Annotated in this window: 16 protein-coding genes; 9 read left to right on the top strand and 7 right to left on the bottom strand. The window is 64.1% G+C overall.

All coding sequences use genetic code 11. The features are described from left to right. Positions 1 to 40: 40 nt before the first annotated feature. Positions 41 to 1405 (top strand): outer membrane protein, encoded by a 1365-nt coding sequence (locus ACNJYB_RS21130; protein ID WP_439368256.1) that lies wholly within the window; start codon positions 41 to 43, stop codon positions 1403 to 1405. A gap of 305 nt (positions 1406 to 1710) precedes the next feature. Further along, positions 1711 to 2799, top strand: a complete 1089-nt coding sequence (locus ACNJYB_RS21125; RefSeq protein WP_439368253.1) for a SphA family protein — start codon at positions 1711 to 1713, stop codon at positions 2797 to 2799. Positions 2800 to 3098: 299 nt separating this feature from the next. Here ACNJYB_RS21125 and ACNJYB_RS21120 read toward each other — a convergent pair whose 3' ends face one another. Next, on the bottom strand, positions 3099 to 4091 hold the full coding sequence (locus ACNJYB_RS21120) for an ATP-binding protein (protein ID WP_439368252.1): 993 nt from the start codon (positions 4089 to 4091) through the stop codon (positions 3099 to 3101). Between the two features lie 181 nt (positions 4092 to 4272). Here ACNJYB_RS21120 and yajC point away from each other — a divergent pair, with 181 nt between their 5' ends. From yajC to ACNJYB_RS21090, 6 genes are read left to right on the top strand one after another with little or no spacing between them, the layout of a single operon-like run. Next, positions 4273 to 4650: a preprotein translocase subunit YajC gene (gene yajC / locus ACNJYB_RS21115; protein ID WP_028171851.1), complete on the top strand. Its 378-nt coding sequence runs from the start codon at positions 4273 to 4275 to the stop codon at positions 4648 to 4650. 47 nt (positions 4651 to 4697) lie between these two features. Then, the gene (gene secD, locus ACNJYB_RS21110; RefSeq protein WP_439368250.1) at positions 4698 to 6302 is read left to right on the top strand and encodes a protein translocase subunit SecD; all 1605 of its coding nucleotides are present in this window, start codon (positions 4698 to 4700) and stop codon (positions 6300 to 6302) included. A 10-nt stretch (positions 6303 to 6312) separates the two neighbouring features. Then, a complete protein-coding gene (secF, locus tag ACNJYB_RS21105; protein ID WP_439368247.1) occupies positions 6313 to 7332 on the top strand; it encodes a protein translocase subunit SecF in 1020 nt (339 codons plus the stop codon). Between the two features lie 60 nt (positions 7333 to 7392). Beyond that, positions 7393 to 7776 carry an Mth938-like domain-containing protein gene (locus ACNJYB_RS21100; RefSeq protein WP_439368246.1) on the top strand — a complete coding sequence of 128 codons (384 nt, stop codon included), beginning with the start codon at positions 7393 to 7395 and terminating at the stop codon, positions 7774 to 7776. Beyond that, the gene (locus ACNJYB_RS21095; RefSeq protein ID WP_439368243.1) at positions 7773 to 8636 is read left to right on the top strand and encodes a phytoene/squalene synthase family protein; all 864 of its coding nucleotides are present in this window, start codon (positions 7773 to 7775) and stop codon (positions 8634 to 8636) included. Before ACNJYB_RS21100 ends, ACNJYB_RS21095 begins: the two co-directional genes overlap by 4 nt. 45 nt (positions 8637 to 8681) lie before the next feature. Beyond that, positions 8682 to 9926, top strand: a complete 1245-nt coding sequence (locus ACNJYB_RS21090; RefSeq protein WP_439368241.1) for a threonine ammonia-lyase — start codon at positions 8682 to 8684, stop codon at positions 9924 to 9926. Between the two features lie 12 nt (positions 9927 to 9938). Here the strand turns inward: ACNJYB_RS21090 and ACNJYB_RS21085 are convergent, their stop codons facing one another. The 5 genes from ACNJYB_RS21085 to ACNJYB_RS21065 all read right to left on the bottom strand — a co-directional run bounded on the left by ACNJYB_RS21085 (position 9939) and on the right by ACNJYB_RS21065 (position 14761). Beyond that, a complete protein-coding gene (locus tag ACNJYB_RS21085) occupies positions 9939 to 11117 on the bottom strand; it encodes an aminotransferase class V-fold PLP-dependent enzyme (protein ID WP_439368240.1) in 1179 nt (392 codons plus the stop codon). A 78-nt stretch (positions 11118 to 11195) separates the two neighbouring features. After that, positions 11196 to 11759 carry a CAP domain-containing protein gene (locus ACNJYB_RS21080; RefSeq protein ID WP_439368237.1) on the bottom strand — a complete coding sequence of 188 codons (564 nt, stop codon included), beginning with the start codon at positions 11757 to 11759 and terminating at the stop codon, positions 11196 to 11198. A 195-nt stretch (positions 11760 to 11954) separates the two neighbouring features. Then, a complete protein-coding gene (locus ACNJYB_RS21075; RefSeq protein ID WP_439368236.1) occupies positions 11955 to 13049 on the bottom strand; it encodes an AMP-binding enzyme in 1095 nt (364 codons plus the stop codon). A gap of 7 nt (positions 13050 to 13056) precedes the next feature. Next, on the bottom strand, positions 13057 to 14481 hold the full coding sequence (gene trmFO / locus ACNJYB_RS21070) for a methylenetetrahydrofolate--tRNA-(uracil(54)-C(5))-methyltransferase (FADH(2)-oxidizing) TrmFO (RefSeq protein WP_439368235.1): 1425 nt from the start codon (positions 14479 to 14481) through the stop codon (positions 13057 to 13059). Positions 14482 to 14608: 127 nt separating this feature from the next. After that, positions 14609 to 14761 (bottom strand): DUF1127 domain-containing protein, encoded by a 153-nt coding sequence (locus tag ACNJYB_RS21065; RefSeq protein ID WP_007590701.1) that lies wholly within the window; start codon positions 14759 to 14761, stop codon positions 14609 to 14611. A gap of 695 nt (positions 14762 to 15456) precedes the next feature. Here ACNJYB_RS21065 and ACNJYB_RS21060 point away from each other — a divergent pair. Beyond that, positions 15457 to 15720, top strand: a complete 264-nt coding sequence (locus ACNJYB_RS21060) for a hypothetical protein (protein WP_439368233.1) — start codon at positions 15457 to 15459, stop codon at positions 15718 to 15720. Between the two features lie 74 nt (positions 15721 to 15794). On the opposite strand, the gene ACNJYB_RS21055 is transcribed toward ACNJYB_RS21060, so the two are convergent. Further along, positions 15795 to 16619 carry a lytic murein transglycosylase gene (locus ACNJYB_RS21055; RefSeq protein WP_439368231.1) on the bottom strand — a complete coding sequence of 275 codons (825 nt, stop codon included), beginning with the start codon at positions 16617 to 16619 and terminating at the stop codon, positions 15795 to 15797. Positions 16620 to 16687 lie beyond the last annotated feature (68 nt).

The following is a 16687-nucleotide window of genomic DNA, read 5'->3' as shown; positions in this document are numbered from 1 at the left end:
CTTCGCGATCTGTGTGACCGCGCGTGCTGCGGATATGCCGGTGAAGGCTCCGCCGGTTCCCGCACCGGCGTACAATTGGTCAGGGTTTTACGTTGGCGCAAATCTCGGTGGAGCGTGGACCAGGGGCCACCTGAACATCAGAGGCAACAATCTGTATGGCGGCCTCACCGAATTCATCGGTGGCGTTCAGGCCGGCTACAATTTCCAGGCCGGCCATCTTTTGTTTGGCGTGGAAGGTGATTTCGATGGGGCGACGTTTGGTCATCCCGCGCTTCCCACTCCTACGCTCGGCTCCGTGAGCCAGAACTGGATTGGAACGGTGGCAGCCCGGGTCGGCCTCGTGGAGGATATTTGGCTTCTCTACGCCAAGCTTGGCGGTGGCTGGGTGCAAAGCAATGCCTCGTTGAACTTCCCCGGCGTCACTTGGCAGGGGTCCAACACCAGCTCCGGCTGGTTAGCTGGGGTGGGTGTCGAGTACGGCTTCAAACCGAATTGGACGCTCAAACTCGAATACGATTACATTGGGCTGGGAAGCTGGGCTTCGCCCACCGTCCCGCCAATCCAATTGAACCGCGACCTTCAAATGGTCAAGTTCGGTGCAAACTACAAATTTGAGCGCGGCACTTCTGAGGCAACTGCACGGACAGTCGCCGCCGCTCCTTCTAGTCCGGCGGAAGAACACGAAGATCTGGCGAAGAAGTCACAGAACCCTATTGCCGATCTCGTCAGCGTTCCATTCCAAAGCAACACGAATTTCAACGCCGGGCCGTTCAACCGTACTCAGGAAGTGCTTAACATTCAGCCCGTCGTGCCGCTGCACATCAACGCGGACTGGAACTTGATCTCGCGCACCATCATGCCCGTGATCAGTCAACCTAGCCCGTTTTTTAACAGCAACACGAATGGCATTGGCGACATTACCCAGCAGTTCTTTTTCTCGCCCACCCATCCGGGCGCTCTGATCTGGGGCGTCGGTCCGATATTCACAGTACCGTCTGCGACCGATCCTATCCTTGGACAGGGAAAAGTACTGCTTGGTCCCACGGCGGTCTTCTTAACAACGCCGGGACATTGGGTGATCGGCGTTTTGCTCAACAACCAGTGGTCAGTTGGCGGCAATCCATTGCGCCCGAATGTGAACGAGTTTCTCGCGCAGCCATTTGTCAACTACAACATGGCGCACGGCTGGTTCCTGACGAGCTCACCCGTTATTACCGCGAACTGGCTGGCGGCATCGGATCAGCGGTGGACCGTACCGATTGGCGGCGGCATTGGTCGGGTGTTCAAGCTCGGTGACCAGCCAGTGAGTACGTATATATCCGCCTATTACAACGTCGTTCGTCCAACCGGCGCGCCGAACTGGCAATTGCGGGCCGAATTGTCTCTGCTCTTCCCCGAGAGGTAAGGGGTGTCCGCCAACAGTAAGATTTCGGAATGCTTGGTCGCGCAACCCTCGTCCGCGCATGACGCGAGGTGGGCGGGGGGTATCGCTTCTGCAGTGAACTTTGAGAGAACGGATCCGTGCGCGCTATGCGGAATCGGCAAAACTGTGGTGTGGAAGGCACAGCCTCTGGCTAAAGGATGCACAAGCAGGGAAAGCGCCGATCACGAAGACGCGCTGTGGTAGTGTCTACTAGATTCCGGTCCTCACACACGCCGGATATTCTTCGGTTGTGACAGTAGGGCCGTAGAGAAGTGGGGGATTGGCAGATGAAGAGCGGGAAATCGGTATCGAGGGCTGGTTTGGTTTGTCGGTTGGGCGCGGCAGCAACTGCCACCTTACTCGTCCTCGCCATTGGTGCGGCGCGAGCTGATGAAGGCGGTGTCAGCTTCTGGGTGCCCGGCCTCTATGGTAGTTTGGCGGCCGTGCCCCAGCAGGCGCCGGGGTGGTCGGCGACCACCATTTATTATCATGACTCGGTCTCCGCCGGCGCCGACGTGGCGCGCGCTCGCGAGATCACCATTGGTAATATCCCGGCGAATGTGACGGCCACCGCGAATGCCAACGTCCATGCCGATCTAGATATCGGCTTCTTGATCGCAAACTACGCCTTCGAAACGCCGGTGTTCGGCGGTCAGGCGTCTGCCGGCTTTCTTGCAGCCTACGGCGCCAACAGCACATCCTTGGCGGGGACCTTCACGGGAACAGTGACGGGACCTGGCGGCGGCGTATTTCCTTTCTCGCGCTCCGACAGCATTAGCAGCTCGATCATTGGCTTCGGCGACATATACCCACAGTTCGCACTGCGCTGGAACGCCGGTGTTCACAACTACATGACCTACATTACTGGAGACATTCCGGTCGGGATGTACGACTCAGCCCGCCTTGCCAATTTAGGCATCGGGCATTGGGCGATCGACGCCGGCGGCGGCTATACCTATTTCGATCCAAAGACCGGGCACGAAGCTTCGGCAGTGCTCGGCTTTACATACAACTTCAAGAACCCCGCTACTCAATATCAGAATGGCGTCGACATGCACCTCGACTGGGGCGCTTCGCAATTCCTGACCAAGCAGTGGCAGGTCGGTCTCGTGGGTTACCTCTATCAGCAACTCGGCTGCGACAGCGGCTCCGGCGATCGCGTCGGCTGCTTCCGGTCGCGGGTGGCAGGTGTCGGCCCACAGGTGGGCTATATCTTCCCGATCAATGACAAACTGCAAGGCTATCTCAACCTGAAGGCTTACGGCGAGTTCGCCAACGAGAATCGGCCAGCGGGCTGGAACCTCTGGCTGACGTTCAATCTTTCGCCCGCGGCGGCACCGCCGCCGACACCCGCGAGGCGCATTTTTACTAAGTAGGATCAGCGATGCTCCGACGACAAATCGCGCGTATTCTACGGATCACGTTCCAACGTATCGAGCTCCGGCGCGATTGTGGTTGCAGCTCTGGCGTTTTCCCCGCAAATCGCGAACGCCGATGAGAGCGGCATCTCGTTCTGGGTCCCGGGGCTGTTCGGCAGTCTGGCAGCCGCGCCCGCCCCGGCTGGTCCCTCTGGACCATCTCCTACCACACCAGCGTGTCCCCTCCGGCGCTGCTGCGAGCCAGAGATTCCCCGTCTTCGGGGAAAGACAGCCGTAACCGGGTTGCAATCCGACCGCTACTGCACCCTCAGCTTCACGCCGAGCCGTCCCGCCAGCTCCTGCACGAACTGCCAGGCGACGCGGCCCGAGCGGGAGCCGCGCGTGGTCGACCATTCCAGCGCCTCGCGCTCCAGGGCCTCGTCCTCGACCCTGATGCCGAAATGGCTGCAATAGCCGCGCACCATGGCGAGATATTCGTCCTGGCTGCAACGGTGGAAGCCGAGCCAGAGGCCGAAACGATCCGACAGCGAGACCTTCTCCTCGACCGCTTCGCCGGGATTGATCGCGGTCGAGCGCTCGTTCTCGATCATCTCGCGCGCCAGCAGATGACGGCGGTTGGAGGTGGCGTACAGGATGACGTTCTCGGGCCGGCCCTCGATGCCGCCTTCGAGCACGGCCTTGAGCGACTTGTAGGAGGCGTCATTGCCGTCGAAGGAGAGGTCGTCGCAGAACACGATGAAGCGGAAGGGTGAGGCGCGAAGCTGTTCCATCAGCGCCGGCAGGCTCTCGATGTCCTCGCGGTGGATCTCGATCAGCTTCAGCCTGTCGGCAGCCTTGCGGTCCGCGTTGATGCTGGCATGGGCCGCCTTCACCAGCGACGACTTGCCCATGCCGCGCGCGCCCCAGAGCAGGGCGTTGTTGGCGGGCAGGCCGCCCGCGAAGCGCTCGGTGTTCTCCATCAGGATGTCGCGCATCCGGTCGACGCCCTTGAGCAGGAACAGCTCGACGCGGCTCACCCGCGGCACGGCCGAAAGGCGGCCGTTGGGGTGCCAGACATAGGCATCGGCCTGCTCGAACGACTCGGGTTCAATGGGCGGACTGCCCTGGGCAGCGAGGTGTGCTGCAATGGTCTCCAGCGCGCGGACCAGGCGCTCCTGGGAAAGGTCCGGGGCCCCTTTGACGGCCGCCTTGACGGCCTCCGTGGGGCGTTTTGCCGCGACGTGGATGGGCTTGCCGGCAGGGGTGCGGGGGCCTTTGCCGGGCGGGCTTTTGCTTGGTTTTTTGGGCATGTCCGAAGTTCCTGAGAATGCAGCCTTATCGGGCCTGACCGCGCGCCGCAAGGTGGCCAAATCGACGGTCTGGCAGCGTTGCAATTGGGGCGGTGGCCGCTATAGTCCGCGCGAATTTGACCGAGCCGGTCGCCCCTGAGGGCCTGACCGGCTTTCCCCCGTTCTCACGAGGATCGTCCGAATGTTGATTACCCCTGCGTATGCCCAGGCCGCGGGCGCCGGTGACACCAACAGCATGTTGATGTCGCTGCTGCCGTTCGCCCTGATCTTCGTGATCATGTACTTCCTGATTCTGCGTCCGCAGCAGAAGAAGGTGCGCGACCATGCCGACCTCGTGAAGAACATCCGCCGCGGCGACACCGTCGTGACCTCGGGCGGCCTCGTCGGCAAGGTCACCAAGGTGGTCGATGACGACCAGATCGAGTTCGAGATTTCCGACGGCGTGCGCGTGCGGCAGATGCGCCAGATGATCTCCGGCGTGCGTGCCAAGGGCGAGCCGGCGAAAGAATCCAAGGATAGCGCGAAGGAAACAGCCAAGGACGACGCCGCGTCGAAGTGAGCGCTTCCGCGAGTCTCCCGAGTCTCCTGATCTGACAGGTCCAGTCGATGTTGTATTTCACGCGGTGGAGGGCGCTGGGGATTGTCCTGACAGCGCTGATCGTGTGCCTCTGTGCGGTTCCGAACTTCTTTCCCGAGGCGACGGTCAAGACCTGGCCCGCCTGGGCGCAGCGCCGGATCGTGCTTGGCCTCGACCTTCAGGGCGGCTCCTATCTGCTGCTCGAGGTCGATTCAAACTATGTGAAGAAGGAGCGGCTGGACCAGATCCGCGACGACGTTCGCCGGACGCTGCGTGATGCCAAGATCGGTTTCACCGGCGGCGTGACCGTGCGCAACGACGCGGCCGAGGTTCGCATCACCAAGGAAACCGACGTGCAGCCGGCGCTCGCCAAGCTGCGCGAATTGTCCCAGCCGCTGGGCGGACTGATGGGATCCAGCGGTCAGCGCGACCTTGAGGTGACCGACGCCGGCGGCGGCGTGATCCGCCTGAGCATCCCGCAGGCCGCGATGCTCGACCGCATGCGCAAGACCATCGAGCAATCGATCCAGATCGTCGAGCGCCGCGTCAACGAGCTCGGGACCGTCGAGCCCGTCATTCAGCGCCAGGGCAACGACCGTATCCTCGTGCAGGTCCCCGGTCTCCAGGACCCGACGCGCCTGAAGGAGCTGCTCGGCAAGACCGCGAAGATGGAATTCCGCATGGTCGACACCTCCGTGCCGCCTGATCAGGCGCAAGCGGGCAGGTTGCCGCCGGAATCCGAGTTGCTGATGAGCGCGTCGCCGCCGCCAACGCCCTATGTGGTCAAGAAGCAGGTGCTGGTCGCCGGCGGCGATCTGACCGATGCCCAGGCGAGCTTCGACCAGCGCACGGGTGAGCCGGTCGTCAGCTTCAAGTTCAACACCTCGGGCGCGCGCAAGTTCTCGCAGGCCACCACCGAGAACGTGGGACTGCCGTTCGCGATCGTGCTCGACAACAAGGTGATCTCGGCGCCCGTCATCCGCGAGCCCATCACCGGCGGCCAGGGCCAGATCTCGGGCAATTTCACGGTGCAATCGGCCAACGACCTCGCCATCCTGCTGCGTGCCGGCGCCCTGCCGGCGCCGCTCACGGTGGTCGAGGAGCGCACCGTCGGTCCCGGCCTCGGCCAGGACTCGATCGAGAAGGGCGAGCTTGCGGCTTACGTCGGCTCGATCCTCGTCATCGTCTTCATGCTGCTGACCTACCGCCTGTTCGGCGTGTTCGCCAACATCGCGGTGGCCATCAACGTCGCCATGATCTTCGGCCTGTTGTCGCTGCTCAGCGCCACGCTGACGCTGCCCGGCATCGCCGGCATCGTGCTCACCGTGGGCATCGCGGTGGACTCCAACGTGCTGATCTACGAGCGCATCCGCGAGGAGCTGCGCGGCGGCCGCAACGCGATCTCGGCGATCGATGCCGGGTTCAAGCGGGCGCTCGCCACCATCCTCGATTCCAACATCACCACCTTCATTGCCGCCGCGGTGCTGTTCTACATCGGCACCGGCCCGGTGCGCGGCTTCGCCGTGACGCTCGGCATCGGCATCATCACCACGGTGTTCACTGCCTTCACCCTGACCCGGCTGATCGTCGCCTGGTGGGTGCGGTGGCAGCGGCCGCAGAGCGTGCCGATCTAGGAGCCTGATCGTGACTCAGACCGTTCTCATCGGGCTCGGCATCCTGATTGCCATCCTCACCGTGGTCGCGGCGCTCGGCCTGTTGCCCTCGCTGCGCATTGTACCGGACAACACGCATTTCGACTTCACGCGCTTCCGCCGCATCAGCTTCCCGATATCGGCCGCGCTGTCGATTCTCGCGATCACGCTGTTCTTCACCCACGGGCTGAACCTCGGTATCGACTTCAAGGGCGGCACGCTGCTGGAGGTGAAGGCGAAGTCCGGCACCGCCGACATCGCGGCGATGCGCACCAAGCTCGACGCCCTGGGTCTCGGCGAAGTCCAGTTGCAGCAGTTCGGCGGCCCCGAGAACGTCCTGATCCGTGTTGCGGAACAGCCGGGTGGCGACGCCGCACAGCAGGCAGCCCTGCAGAAGCTTCGTGGCGCGCTCGGCGACAGCGTCGACATTCAGCGCACCGAGGTGCTCGGTCCCCGCGTAGCCGGTGAGCTCCTGGCCTATGGCATGCTCGGCCTGATGCTCGCGATCGTCGCGATCCTGATCTATCTCTGGTTCCGCTTCGAGTGGCAGTTCGCGCTCGGCGCCATGATCGCCAACGTGCACGACATCGTGCTGACGATCGGCTTCATGTCGATCAGCCAGGTCGATTTCGACTTGACCAGCATCGCCGCGCTGCTGACGATCCTCGGCTATTCGCTCAATGATACCGTCGTCATCTACGACCGCATCCGCGAAATGTTGCGGCGCTACAAGAAGATGCCGATGCCGCAGCTGCTCAACGAGTCCATCAACTCAACGCTGTCGCGCTCGATCATCACCCACGTCACGGTGACGCTGGCCTTGCTCGCGCTGCTGCTGTTCGGCGGCCACGCCATCCACAGCTTCACAGCGGTAATGATGTTCGGCGTGGTGCTGGTCGGTACCTACACCTCGATCTTCATTGCGGCGCCGATCCTGATCTATCTCGGCGTCGGCGAGCATCGCGAGGATGCGCCCGAGACGGCTGCGCCGGCGAAGAAAAACAAGGCATGATCCGAACTGCGGTCCCTCGCAGGCGTTTGCGGGGGCAGCAAGCTCATTCGGACGAACCAGATGGCCGGCGATCCCAACGCACCGCATTTCCCGCGCTCGGCGCCGATCGACGCCTATGGCAAGGGCGGCTTCGCCTTTGCCGGCATGTCGCATCGGGGATCGCTGCTGTGCCTGCCCGACGCGATCTGCGCCTGGGACGTGGCGGATCCGACGAAGATCGACCGCTACTCGCTGGATCGGGTGTTCGCGGCGGCCAACAGCATCGACACGCTGCTGGTCGGCACCGGAACCGGCCCCTGGCTGCCGCCGCAGGAGCTGCGCCAGGCGCTCAAGGCGGTGAGGGTGGTGCTGGACACGATGCAGACCGGCCCGGCCGTGCGCACCTACAACATCATGATCGGCGAGCGGCGGCGCGTCGCCGCGGCGCTGATCGCCGTGCCATGAGCAGCCCTGCGCCGCCGTCCGATTCCGCTGCCTTCTGCGCCGATCTCGTGCGCAGCCACGACTTTCCGCACTACGCCGCGACCCTGTTCGCGCCCGCGGCCGAGCGCCGCGCGCTGCTGGCTCTCTATGCCTTCAATGTCGAGATTGTCCGTGTCCGCGACCAGGTGAGCCAGCCCTTGCCCGGCGAGATCCGCCTGCAATGGTGGACCGACATGCTCTCCGGCCACGTCCATGGCAGCGCCGAGGGCAATCCGGTCGCGGCTGAGCTGCTGCGCGCAATCCGCGATTTCGAACTGCCGGTCGAGCCGCTGTCGCTGCTCGCCGACGAGCACCAGTTTGATCTCTACAACGATCCCATGCCGACCATGGCGGCGCTGGAGGGTTATCTGGCCGCGACCTCATCGGCATTGTTCGGTCTGGCGGCGCAAGTTCTGGGACCGCCGTCGGAGGCGGCCGAGCATCTGGCGAGGCATGCCGGGCTGGCGCAGGGCATCGTGCAAATCATCGCCAATCTGCCGCGCGATGCAGTGCACCGGCAATTGTTCCTGCCGCAGCAGGTGCTGGCGAGCCATGGCTGCAGCATGGAGGACGTGTTCGCCGGCAAGGACACGCCGAGGCTGCGCGCGGTGCTCGACCAGCTCGCGGGCGAGGCGCAGCAGCATGTGACGACGGCCTTGTCGCTGCTGGCGCAGGTGCCGCCGCAGGTGCGGCCGGCATTTCTGCCGCTCAGCCAGGCGCAGGCCGACCTCAAGCGCCTGTCGCAGCCCGGACGCAATCCGTTTGCGCTGCTGTCTTCGTCGCGGCTGCGGACACTGTGGACGCTGTGGCGGGCTTCACGTTCCCGGGAATTTACCAAATAGCGGTTGGCTTATCGCCCGAGCCGGGCAAATGCTCTATGCTGTCCCATGGCTGAGTTGTCCCAAACCACGTCCCCCGAGGTGAGCGGCCTTCCGGTTGCGCCTGGCGACATTCGCGCCGCCGCCGAGACCATCCGGGGCGCCGTCGTCGAGACGCCCTGCAGCTACAGCCGCACGCTCAGCAGCATCTGCGACTGCGATATCTGGCTCAAATTCGAGAACCTCCAGTTCACTTCTTCGTTCAAGGAGCGTGGCGCGCTCAACCGGCTCACCGCGCTGACGCCGGAGGAGCGCGCGCGGGGCGTGATCGCGATGTCCGCGGGCAATCATGCGCAGGGTGTCGCCTATCACGCCAGGCGGCTCGGCATTCCCGCCACCATCGTGATGCCGATCGGCACGCCCATGGTGAAGGTCGAGAACACCAGGCATCACGGCGCCGAGGTGGTGGTGACAGGCGCGACGCTGGAGGAGGCGGCTGCCTTTGCGCGCAGCCACGGCGAGGCCCGCAGCATGATCTTCGTTCATCCCTACGACGATCCGGTCGTGATCGCGGGGCAGGGCACGGTCGCCCTCGAGATGCTAAAGGCCGTCCCTGAGCTCGACACGCTGGTCGTCCCGATCGGCGGCGGCGGGCTGATCAGCGGCATCGCCATTGCCGCGAAGTCGATCAAGCCGACGCTGCGGATCCAGGGCGTCGAGGCCTGGCTCTACCCGTCCATGTACAATGCCATCCATGACGGCAATCTTCCGGCGCGCGGCGACACGCTCGCCGAAGGCATCGCGGTGAAATCGCCGGGCAAGATCACCACCGAAATCGTCCGCCGCCTCGTGGATGACATCGCGCTCGTCAACGAAGCCGAGCTCGAGCGCGCGGTCGCGGCCCTGATCTCGATCGAGAAGACCGTCGTCGAGGGCGCCGGCGCCGCCGGCCTCGCCGCGCTGATGTCCGATCCGTCCCGCTTCGCCGGCCAGAAGGTCGGCCTCGTCCTGAGCGGCGGCAACATCGACACGAGGCTGATCGCCTCGGTGCTGACGCGCGAGCTCGCGCGCGAGGGGCGCCTCACTCAGCTCTCGCTCGACATTCCCGACAGGCCCGGCCAGTTGGCAGCCGTGGCGGCGCTGCTGGCCGAAGCCGGCGCCAACATCATCGAGGTCTCGCACCAGCGGACCTTCTCCGACCTGCCGGCCAAGGCGACACTGCTGCAACTCGTCATCGAGACCCGCGACAGCGCCCATCTCGAAGAGGTCATGGCGAGGCTCAGCGCATCCGGGCTGAGCGCGCGCTGCACGTGAGTGCGCGCCGCGCTAAGGTGGCGCCAAATCGGCGAGGTGACCGATCAGCCGGTCGATCTCCGCGTCCGTATTGTAGTAATGTGGAGATGCCCGCACGAGCGGCGGCAGCGCGCGAATTTCCGCGTCGATGCGGGTGCTCGCCGGATCCGAAGCGCCGATCGTGATGCCCGCCGCAGCAGCGCTGCGAACAATGGCGTCAGCCTCATGCCCTTCGACCGTGAAGCTGACGATGGCGCCCGGCGTGCGACCGAGGTCGCGAATGGTGATGCCGCGAATGGATACGAGGCCGCTGCGCAGGCGGTCCGCCAGCATGCGGCAGCGCTGCTCGATGGGACCGAGGCCGATGTCGAGCGCATAGTCGACGGCAGCGCCGAGCCCGAGCCGGGCCGCGTAATTGTTCTCCCAGGTCTCGAAACGGCGCGCATCGTCGCGCAGCCGATATTCATCGCGCGCGACCCAGGGCGCCGCGAAATGGTCGATCATCGGGGGCTCGAGCTGCTGCAGCAGGGCACGGCGAACGTAGACAAACCCGGTGCCGCGCGGGCCGCGCAGGAATTTGCGCCCCGTCGCTGACAGCATGTCGCAGCCGATGGCTTCGACGTCGACCGCCATCTGGCCGACCGCCTGGCAGGCGTCGAGCAGATAGGGAATGCCGTGCGCGCGCGCGATTCTGCCGATTGCCGCCGCTGGATTGACCAGCCCACCATTGGTCGGAACCCAGGTGATGGCGATCAGCTTCACGCGTGCGTCGATCATGCGTTCGAGCGCCCGGATATCGAGCTCTCCGCTGGCGTCGCTCGGCACCACGTCGATGATTGCGCCCGTACGTTTGACGACTTGCAGGAACGCGACATAGTTAGCCGCATACTCCGCCTCGGCGGTCAGGATGCGGTCGCCCTTGCGGAACGGAAGCGCGTAGAACGCCATCTGCCAGGCAACCGTCGCATTCTCCACGACAGCGATCTCATCGGGCGCGGCATTTAGAAGACGCGCGACCGAGCCGTAGACTGCATCAAGCCGGCTCGCCTCGCGGTCGGCGGCCGCATAGCCTCCGATCTCGCTCTCCAGATCGATGTGGTCTTTCATCGCCGCGACAACCGGCGCCGGCATCAGCGCCGCGCCTGCGTTGTGGAGATAGGCGAGCCGAGAGGTAGCCGGCGTGTCGGCACGAATTCGGTCAATGTGCATCACCCACGCCTCCGCATCCCGCGATCTTCGTGCATGAATTAGATGCGTCGACGAATCCGGGCAAGATGGCCGGGCCTCGTCTCAGATGCAGAGGCCGAGCAGCTTGACGTGGCAGTTGCTGGATTGGGGCTTGCTGGCGCTGGCGGGTGTAGCCTCGCGTTTGACGGCAACCAGCGGCTCCTTGTCCGTGCTCTTGTTCTTCTTGCCCTTCGGCTCGTAATCACCGGCGATCACCATCGCCCAATAAGTGCGCTTGCCGCTGGCATTCCTGGCGCTCGCGATGCCGACGCGGGAGGCGTTGTGCAGCAACAGGTTCTTGCGATGGCCGGAGGAGTCGATCCACTGTCCCAGCGTCTTCTCGAAATTGTCGTAGCCATAGGCGATGTTCTCGGCGGCCCGGCCTGCGCCGGCCGGGGCGACCCGCCGGTTGAACGGGCCGAGTGCGTCGTGGCTGAGATCGTCCTTCGCCGCCATCGCGCGGGCCTGGTCCATGGCGATGCGGTCGAGGGTGGCATCGCGGACGACGCGGACCTCACCGTGCTTTAGGCGGAAGCTCGAGATCAGCTCGGCCGGCGAGTCGGCCATCGCGGGCGCCGCCCACAGCAGCAGAAGGCTGGCAGTCAGAGCGCCAACCATACCATGCATCGTCGTCCCCCCAGTTCCCATGACCCCGCCAACCCCGTATCGTTCGACCGCTTCTCTATCGGCATTGTGGACGCTTCAAGGCACGAGCCGCCGCGCGAAAGCGCGATGGGATTGGGATCAATCGTCATCGCGCTTTAGGCTGTTGTTTGGACATGATCTTTCCGGAAAACCGTTTCGCAATTTTCCGGATCCGCTTTAGCCGGCCGGCAGGTCCGCCTCGAAATTGAAGCGGTCGCGCAGGTTCTTGCGCCGTTCCAGAATGTCCTTGAGGAAGGCGCGGTCCTGGTCGTTCTTCATCATCGGCTCGATCAGGTCGAGCTGGTTCTGGGCGACAAGTTGCAGGATCTCCGTGCGCGGCTTGCCGCTGGTATCGCGCGGCAGGGCATGCACGACCTGGATGTGCTCCGGCGGTTTCGGACCCTTGGCCGCCGAAAGCTCGCTCCGGAGCTGGTCTTCGAGCGTGGCCTGATCCGCCTCGACGAAGGCATAGAGGCCGACGCCGGAGCGGCGATCGGCAAAGGCGACGATGGCGGTGTCGCGCACGGCCGGGTTCTTGCGGATCAGCTGGGCCAGCACCGGCGCGTCGTTGACGAGGCGGCGGCCGCCGCCCTCGCGGTCGGTGAAATTGAACAGGCCGCGCGTAATGGCGCGATAGACCTTCTTGCCAGTGACAAGCCACAGGCTCGCAGCGAACGACTTCTTTGCCAGGATTTTTCGCTCGCGCGGCGTCAGCGCTTCGGGCGCATAGGAGCGCTTGTGCTTGAGCAGGTGACGGAGGTCTTCATAGGCAAGGACGCGATAGAGTCGGCCGCGCCGCGCAAAGCACGCAGCGAGCTGGAAGTCCGTCACATAGGCGCGGCCGTCGCGGCCGACCAGCCAATTCTGCTCCTTCGCGAGATCGTTGTGGCAGATGCCTGCACGGCGCAGCCGCCGCAGCGCCGCCTTGGCCGAGCGAAAATAGGCGACATCGCCATGGGGCTTTGCCAGATGCAACGCGACGCCGTCGACGAAGCCGCGGACCAAGGCGCGGCGTCCGGCCCAGAGCAGCTCGGGACCGACATCGAGGCCCTTGGCGAGCGCGAGCGCACGCTTCTCGCGCGCGAACAGATGACGGGCCAGCAGGAACGACCACCACGGCACCTCGTCCAGCCGTCGCAGCACCGCGTCGACCTCGCCGGTCTCGGCACGGAAGCGGCCGCGCTCGACGGTCGAGAACACGTCGCGCTTGAGCAGCACGCCCTCGGTCCAGCGCGCCGAGAGCTCCGCGGCGTCATCTTTGGGGAGGCTCATCGAAAACTCACGCAGCGGCGGCGATGCGCAGGTGATCGGCGATCCAGCGATCGAGATCGGCGAGCGCCCGTGCACTCATCGCCTGCTTCTTGGCCACCGTCTTCTCGTTGCCGCGCAGCCGCGTGCCGTCGGGCTTCTTGGTCGGCACGCTCGCGAGCGGCGGGAAAAGGCCGAAATTGATGTTCATCGGCTGGAACGAGCGCGTGCCCGGCTCGATCGTCTCAATATGGCCGCCGGTGATGTGGCCGAGCAGCGATCCAAGCGCGGTCGTGCCTGGCGGGCTGACCAGCGCCTCGCCGCGCGCATCCGCTGCCGCATAGAGCCCGGCGATCAGGCCGACGCTGGCGGATTCCACATAGCCCTCGCAGCCCGTCATCTGGCCGGCGAAGCGCAGCCGCTTCTGTGCGCGCAGGCGCAACTGGCCGTCGAGCAGCTTTGGCGAGTTCAGGAAGGTGTTGCGATGCAGGCCGCCGAGGCGGGCGAACTCGGCCTTCTCCAGCCCGGGAATGGTGCGGAAGATGCGCTGCTGCTCACCATATTTCAGCTTCGTCTGGAAGCCGACGATGTTGTAGAGCGTGCCGAGCTTGTTGTCCTGGCGCAGCTGCACGATGGCGTAAGCCTTCGTGGCGGGATCGTGCGGATTGGTGAGGCCGACCGGCTTCATCGGGCCGTGGCGCAGCGTCTCGGGCCCGCGCTCCGCCATCACCTCGATCGGCAGGCAGCCGTCGAAATAGGGCGTGTTGGTCTCCCATTCCTTGAACGCGGTCTTCTCGCCGGCGATCAGCGCGGCGACGAAGCCGTCGTACTGCTCCTTGGTCATCGGGCAGTTGATGTAGTCGGCGCCGTTGCCGCCGGGGCCGACCTTGTCGTAGCGCGACTGGAACCAGGCCACCGACATGTCGATGGATTCGCGATGCACGATCGGCGCGATCGCATCGAAGAAGGCGAGGGCGTTCTCGTCGGTTAGCTCGCGGATGGCGTCGGCCAGTGGGGCGGAAGTGAGTGGGCCGGTCGCAACGATGACGTTGCTCCAGTCGGCCGGCGGCAGGCCTGCGATCTCGCCGCGGGTGATCTCGATCAAGGGATGGTCGTTCAGCGCCTTGGTGACGGCCGCGGAGAAGCCGTCGCGGTCGACCGCAAGGGCGCCGCCGGCGGGCACCTGGTTGGCATCGGCCGCGCGCATGACCAGCGAGTCGAGGCGGCGCATCTCCGCATGCAGCAGGCCGACGGCATTGTTGGCAGCGTCGTCCGAGCGGAACGAATTGGAGCAGACGAGCTCGGCAAGCCCGTCGGTGCGGTGCGCCTCGGTCATGCGGTCCGGCCGCATCTCATGCAGCACCACGGGCACGCCGGCTTTGGCGACCTGCCAGGCGGCCTCGGAGCCGGCAAGGCCTGCCCCGATCACGTGCACACTATTGGAATGTCCTGTCATGGGGCGGACAGGTAGCGCTTTTCGGCGACAAGTGGAATCGCCGAGATCGAGTTTTCTGCCTCCGGAAACGACAACGCCCGCACGAGGCGGGCGCTATCGGTCCGTTCCGGCAAGGGGCTGAACGGTATCAGCCCTGATACTGACCGGCGGCAACGCGCGGGATATCCGACCGATCAAGACCGATGTCGGCCAGTTCGCGATCGCTGAGCTGGGACAGCTCGGCAACATTGCGCTGATAATCCCGGAAAGCCTGGATCATGCGGATGAGCGAGAGCAGCATTGTAGTCTCCTGTAGTTCGATTCAGCCTTTGCCTTAGGCGTCATCGTTGAAATGAATATAAGTGAGAGTGATGCAGTGCGAAAGTTCCGATGTTGCGATGCAGCTAAGCGGAGAACGCATAGCATTGGTAAGGAGCGATTAACCTCTGGGCAGTCCTGCTCAAGCGCTCGGCGGAAGTAACCGCGTTCGGCAACAAAATATCGTGAATACAATAGGTTATGGCTGATCGCGTGGTTTAGGCGAAGATTGAAATATGTTGCGATCCCGTGATCTGCAACATGACACATTAGCTTCTAAGCCCCAAATCTCACATGCGTGAAGCGCATGAATCGCGAGACGTAAGAATGAATTAAAGGTGCAAAAGTTGAGTTGGGTTTCGTCGCGATTCGTCTTTGCCGCCCGGCAGGATCGCCGCCGTGGCTTCAACGAGTCCGGGAATTTTTTCCGCCATTAGGCTCTGAGGCTGACCACCGCCTCGCTGATGCGGTGCACACACGCGAAGCGTGCTGGCCGTGATTACCAAGTTGTAATGAAAATCAGAAGTTCCGCATGCGGCTCTGCGCGGCGCGCAACATCACGCACTTCTCGCGGGGAATTTATTGCGGCAAGTTGCCGCAACCGGACGAAAGTCATGTCGCAGATTTCCGGCAATGTCGCCGGGTCTGTCCCAAGAACAAGAGAAGGAAAGTAACATCATGACGAAGTTACTCGGGGTTATCGCAGTTGCCGCCGTCGCTTTAGCCGTCGCGCCGGCCCAGGCGGCCAAGCACGCCATGGGAGGTTGCAGCGGGGCCAATCTGGAGAAGACGGAGACCGCGATCGAGAACATGGCCGACGGCGAGAGCAAGTTCGTCGCGCAGAAGGAGATCGCGGCGGCGCAGGACGCGCTGCTCAACGGCAAAATGGGTGCGTGCGGCGCGCATCTGAACAAGGCGATGCAAGCTACCATGGGCAAGTAAAGGGTAGGCAAAAACGCACCCAAGCGAGGGCCGGTCGCCTTGCGATCGGCCCATGCGTTTTGCCGCCTGCGATTTTAAGGAGCGCGTGCGAGCTGGGTGGCGAAATAGGCGACGGTCTTGGAATAGACCTCGCTCTTGTTCCACTGCTGCAGCACCGCGAAGTTCGGGCTGCCTGGCTGCCAATCCTTACCCCTCTGCCAGCCATAGCCGGCGAGATAATTGGCGGTGGAGGCGAGCACGTCGGGCGCGTTGTGCAGCAGGTCGCGCTTGCCGTTGCCGTCGAAGTCGACGGCATATTTCATCCAGGACGACGGCATGAACTGGGTCTGGCCGAGCTCGCCGGCCCATGCGCCCTTCATGTCGGCGGGCGCGAGGTCGCCGCGCTGGACGATGCGCAGCGCATCCAGCAGCTCGGCGCGGAATTGCTCGGAGCGACGGCAGTCGTAAGCCAGCGTCGCCAGCGAGCGGATGGTAGCGAACTTGCCGGTGTTGACGCCGAAATCGGTCTCCAGACCCCAGATCGCGACCAGCACCTCGCCCGGGACGCCATAGGTCTGCTCGATGCGCGAGAGCACCGAGCCGTATTGCTTCATCATGTTGGAGCCGCGCGTCATGCGCGGCGGCACCATGCGGCCGGAAAACTCTTCAAAGGTCTGGGTGAAGACCTTTTGCGACTTGTCACGGTTCAGCACGCCCTGATCGAGCGTTACGCCGGCTAGCCCGGCGTTAATAGCCTGCTGCGAGATTCCCTTGGCCGCGGCATCGGCTTTGAAATCCGCAAGCCAAGCCTCGAAATTGCCCGAGCCGCAGGCAACAACGGAAAGTGCTGGCTGGGCGGACAGGATTGACGCGGAGAGGGCGAGGGCTGCGAGAGCGAGACGAGAAATCGTCGGGGTCATCAGATGAAATGGATTCCGTGAAGTGATCTGACCGTCGGAGCCAATTTTGATTGTAACCGCGGCCAAAG

Origin of the sequence: Bradyrhizobium sp. SMVTL-02, from assembly GCF_051853005.1 — a bacterium.
GTDB lineage: Bacteria > Pseudomonadota > Alphaproteobacteria > Rhizobiales > Xanthobacteraceae > Bradyrhizobium.
The sequence above is the reverse complement of the archived record's forward strand: the minus strand, read 5'-3'. Positions and strand labels throughout refer to the sequence as shown.

Coding starts and splice junctions, on each gene's coding strand:
- ACNJYB_RS21125 (WP_439368253.1), top strand. CDS start 1,711: ATGAAGAGCGGGAAATCGGTATCGAGGGCTGGTTTGGTTTGTCGGTTG.
- ACNJYB_RS21120 (WP_439368252.1), bottom strand. CDS start 4,091: ATGCCCAAAAAACCAAGCAAAAGCCCGCCCGGCAAAGGCCCCCGCACC.
- yajC (WP_028171851.1), top strand. CDS start 4,273: ATGTTGATTACCCCTGCGTATGCCCAGGCCGCGGGCGCCGGTGACACC.
- secD (WP_439368250.1), top strand. CDS start 4,698: ATGTTGTATTTCACGCGGTGGAGGGCGCTGGGGATTGTCCTGACAGCG.
- ACNJYB_RS21100 (WP_439368246.1), top strand. CDS start 7,393: ATGGCCGGCGATCCCAACGCACCGCATTTCCCGCGCTCGGCGCCGATC.
- ACNJYB_RS21095 (WP_439368243.1), top strand. CDS start 7,773: ATGAGCAGCCCTGCGCCGCCGTCCGATTCCGCTGCCTTCTGCGCCGAT.
- ACNJYB_RS21090 (WP_439368241.1), top strand. CDS start 8,682: ATGGCTGAGTTGTCCCAAACCACGTCCCCCGAGGTGAGCGGCCTTCCG.
- ACNJYB_RS21080 (WP_439368237.1), bottom strand. CDS start 11,759: ATGCATGGTATGGTTGGCGCTCTGACTGCCAGCCTTCTGCTGCTGTGG.
- ACNJYB_RS21075 (WP_439368236.1), bottom strand. CDS start 13,049: ATGAGCCTCCCCAAAGATGACGCCGCGGAGCTCTCGGCGCGCTGGACC.
- trmFO (WP_439368235.1), bottom strand. CDS start 14,481: ATGACAGGACATTCCAATAGTGTGCACGTGATCGGGGCAGGCCTTGCC.
- ACNJYB_RS21065 (WP_007590701.1), bottom strand. CDS start 14,761: ATGCTGCTCTCGCTCATCCGCATGATCCAGGCTTTCCGGGATTATCAG.
- ACNJYB_RS21060 (WP_439368233.1), top strand. CDS start 15,457: ATGACGAAGTTACTCGGGGTTATCGCAGTTGCCGCCGTCGCTTTAGCC.
- ACNJYB_RS21055 (WP_439368231.1), bottom strand. CDS start 16,619: ATGACCCCGACGATTTCTCGTCTCGCTCTCGCAGCCCTCGCCCTCTCC.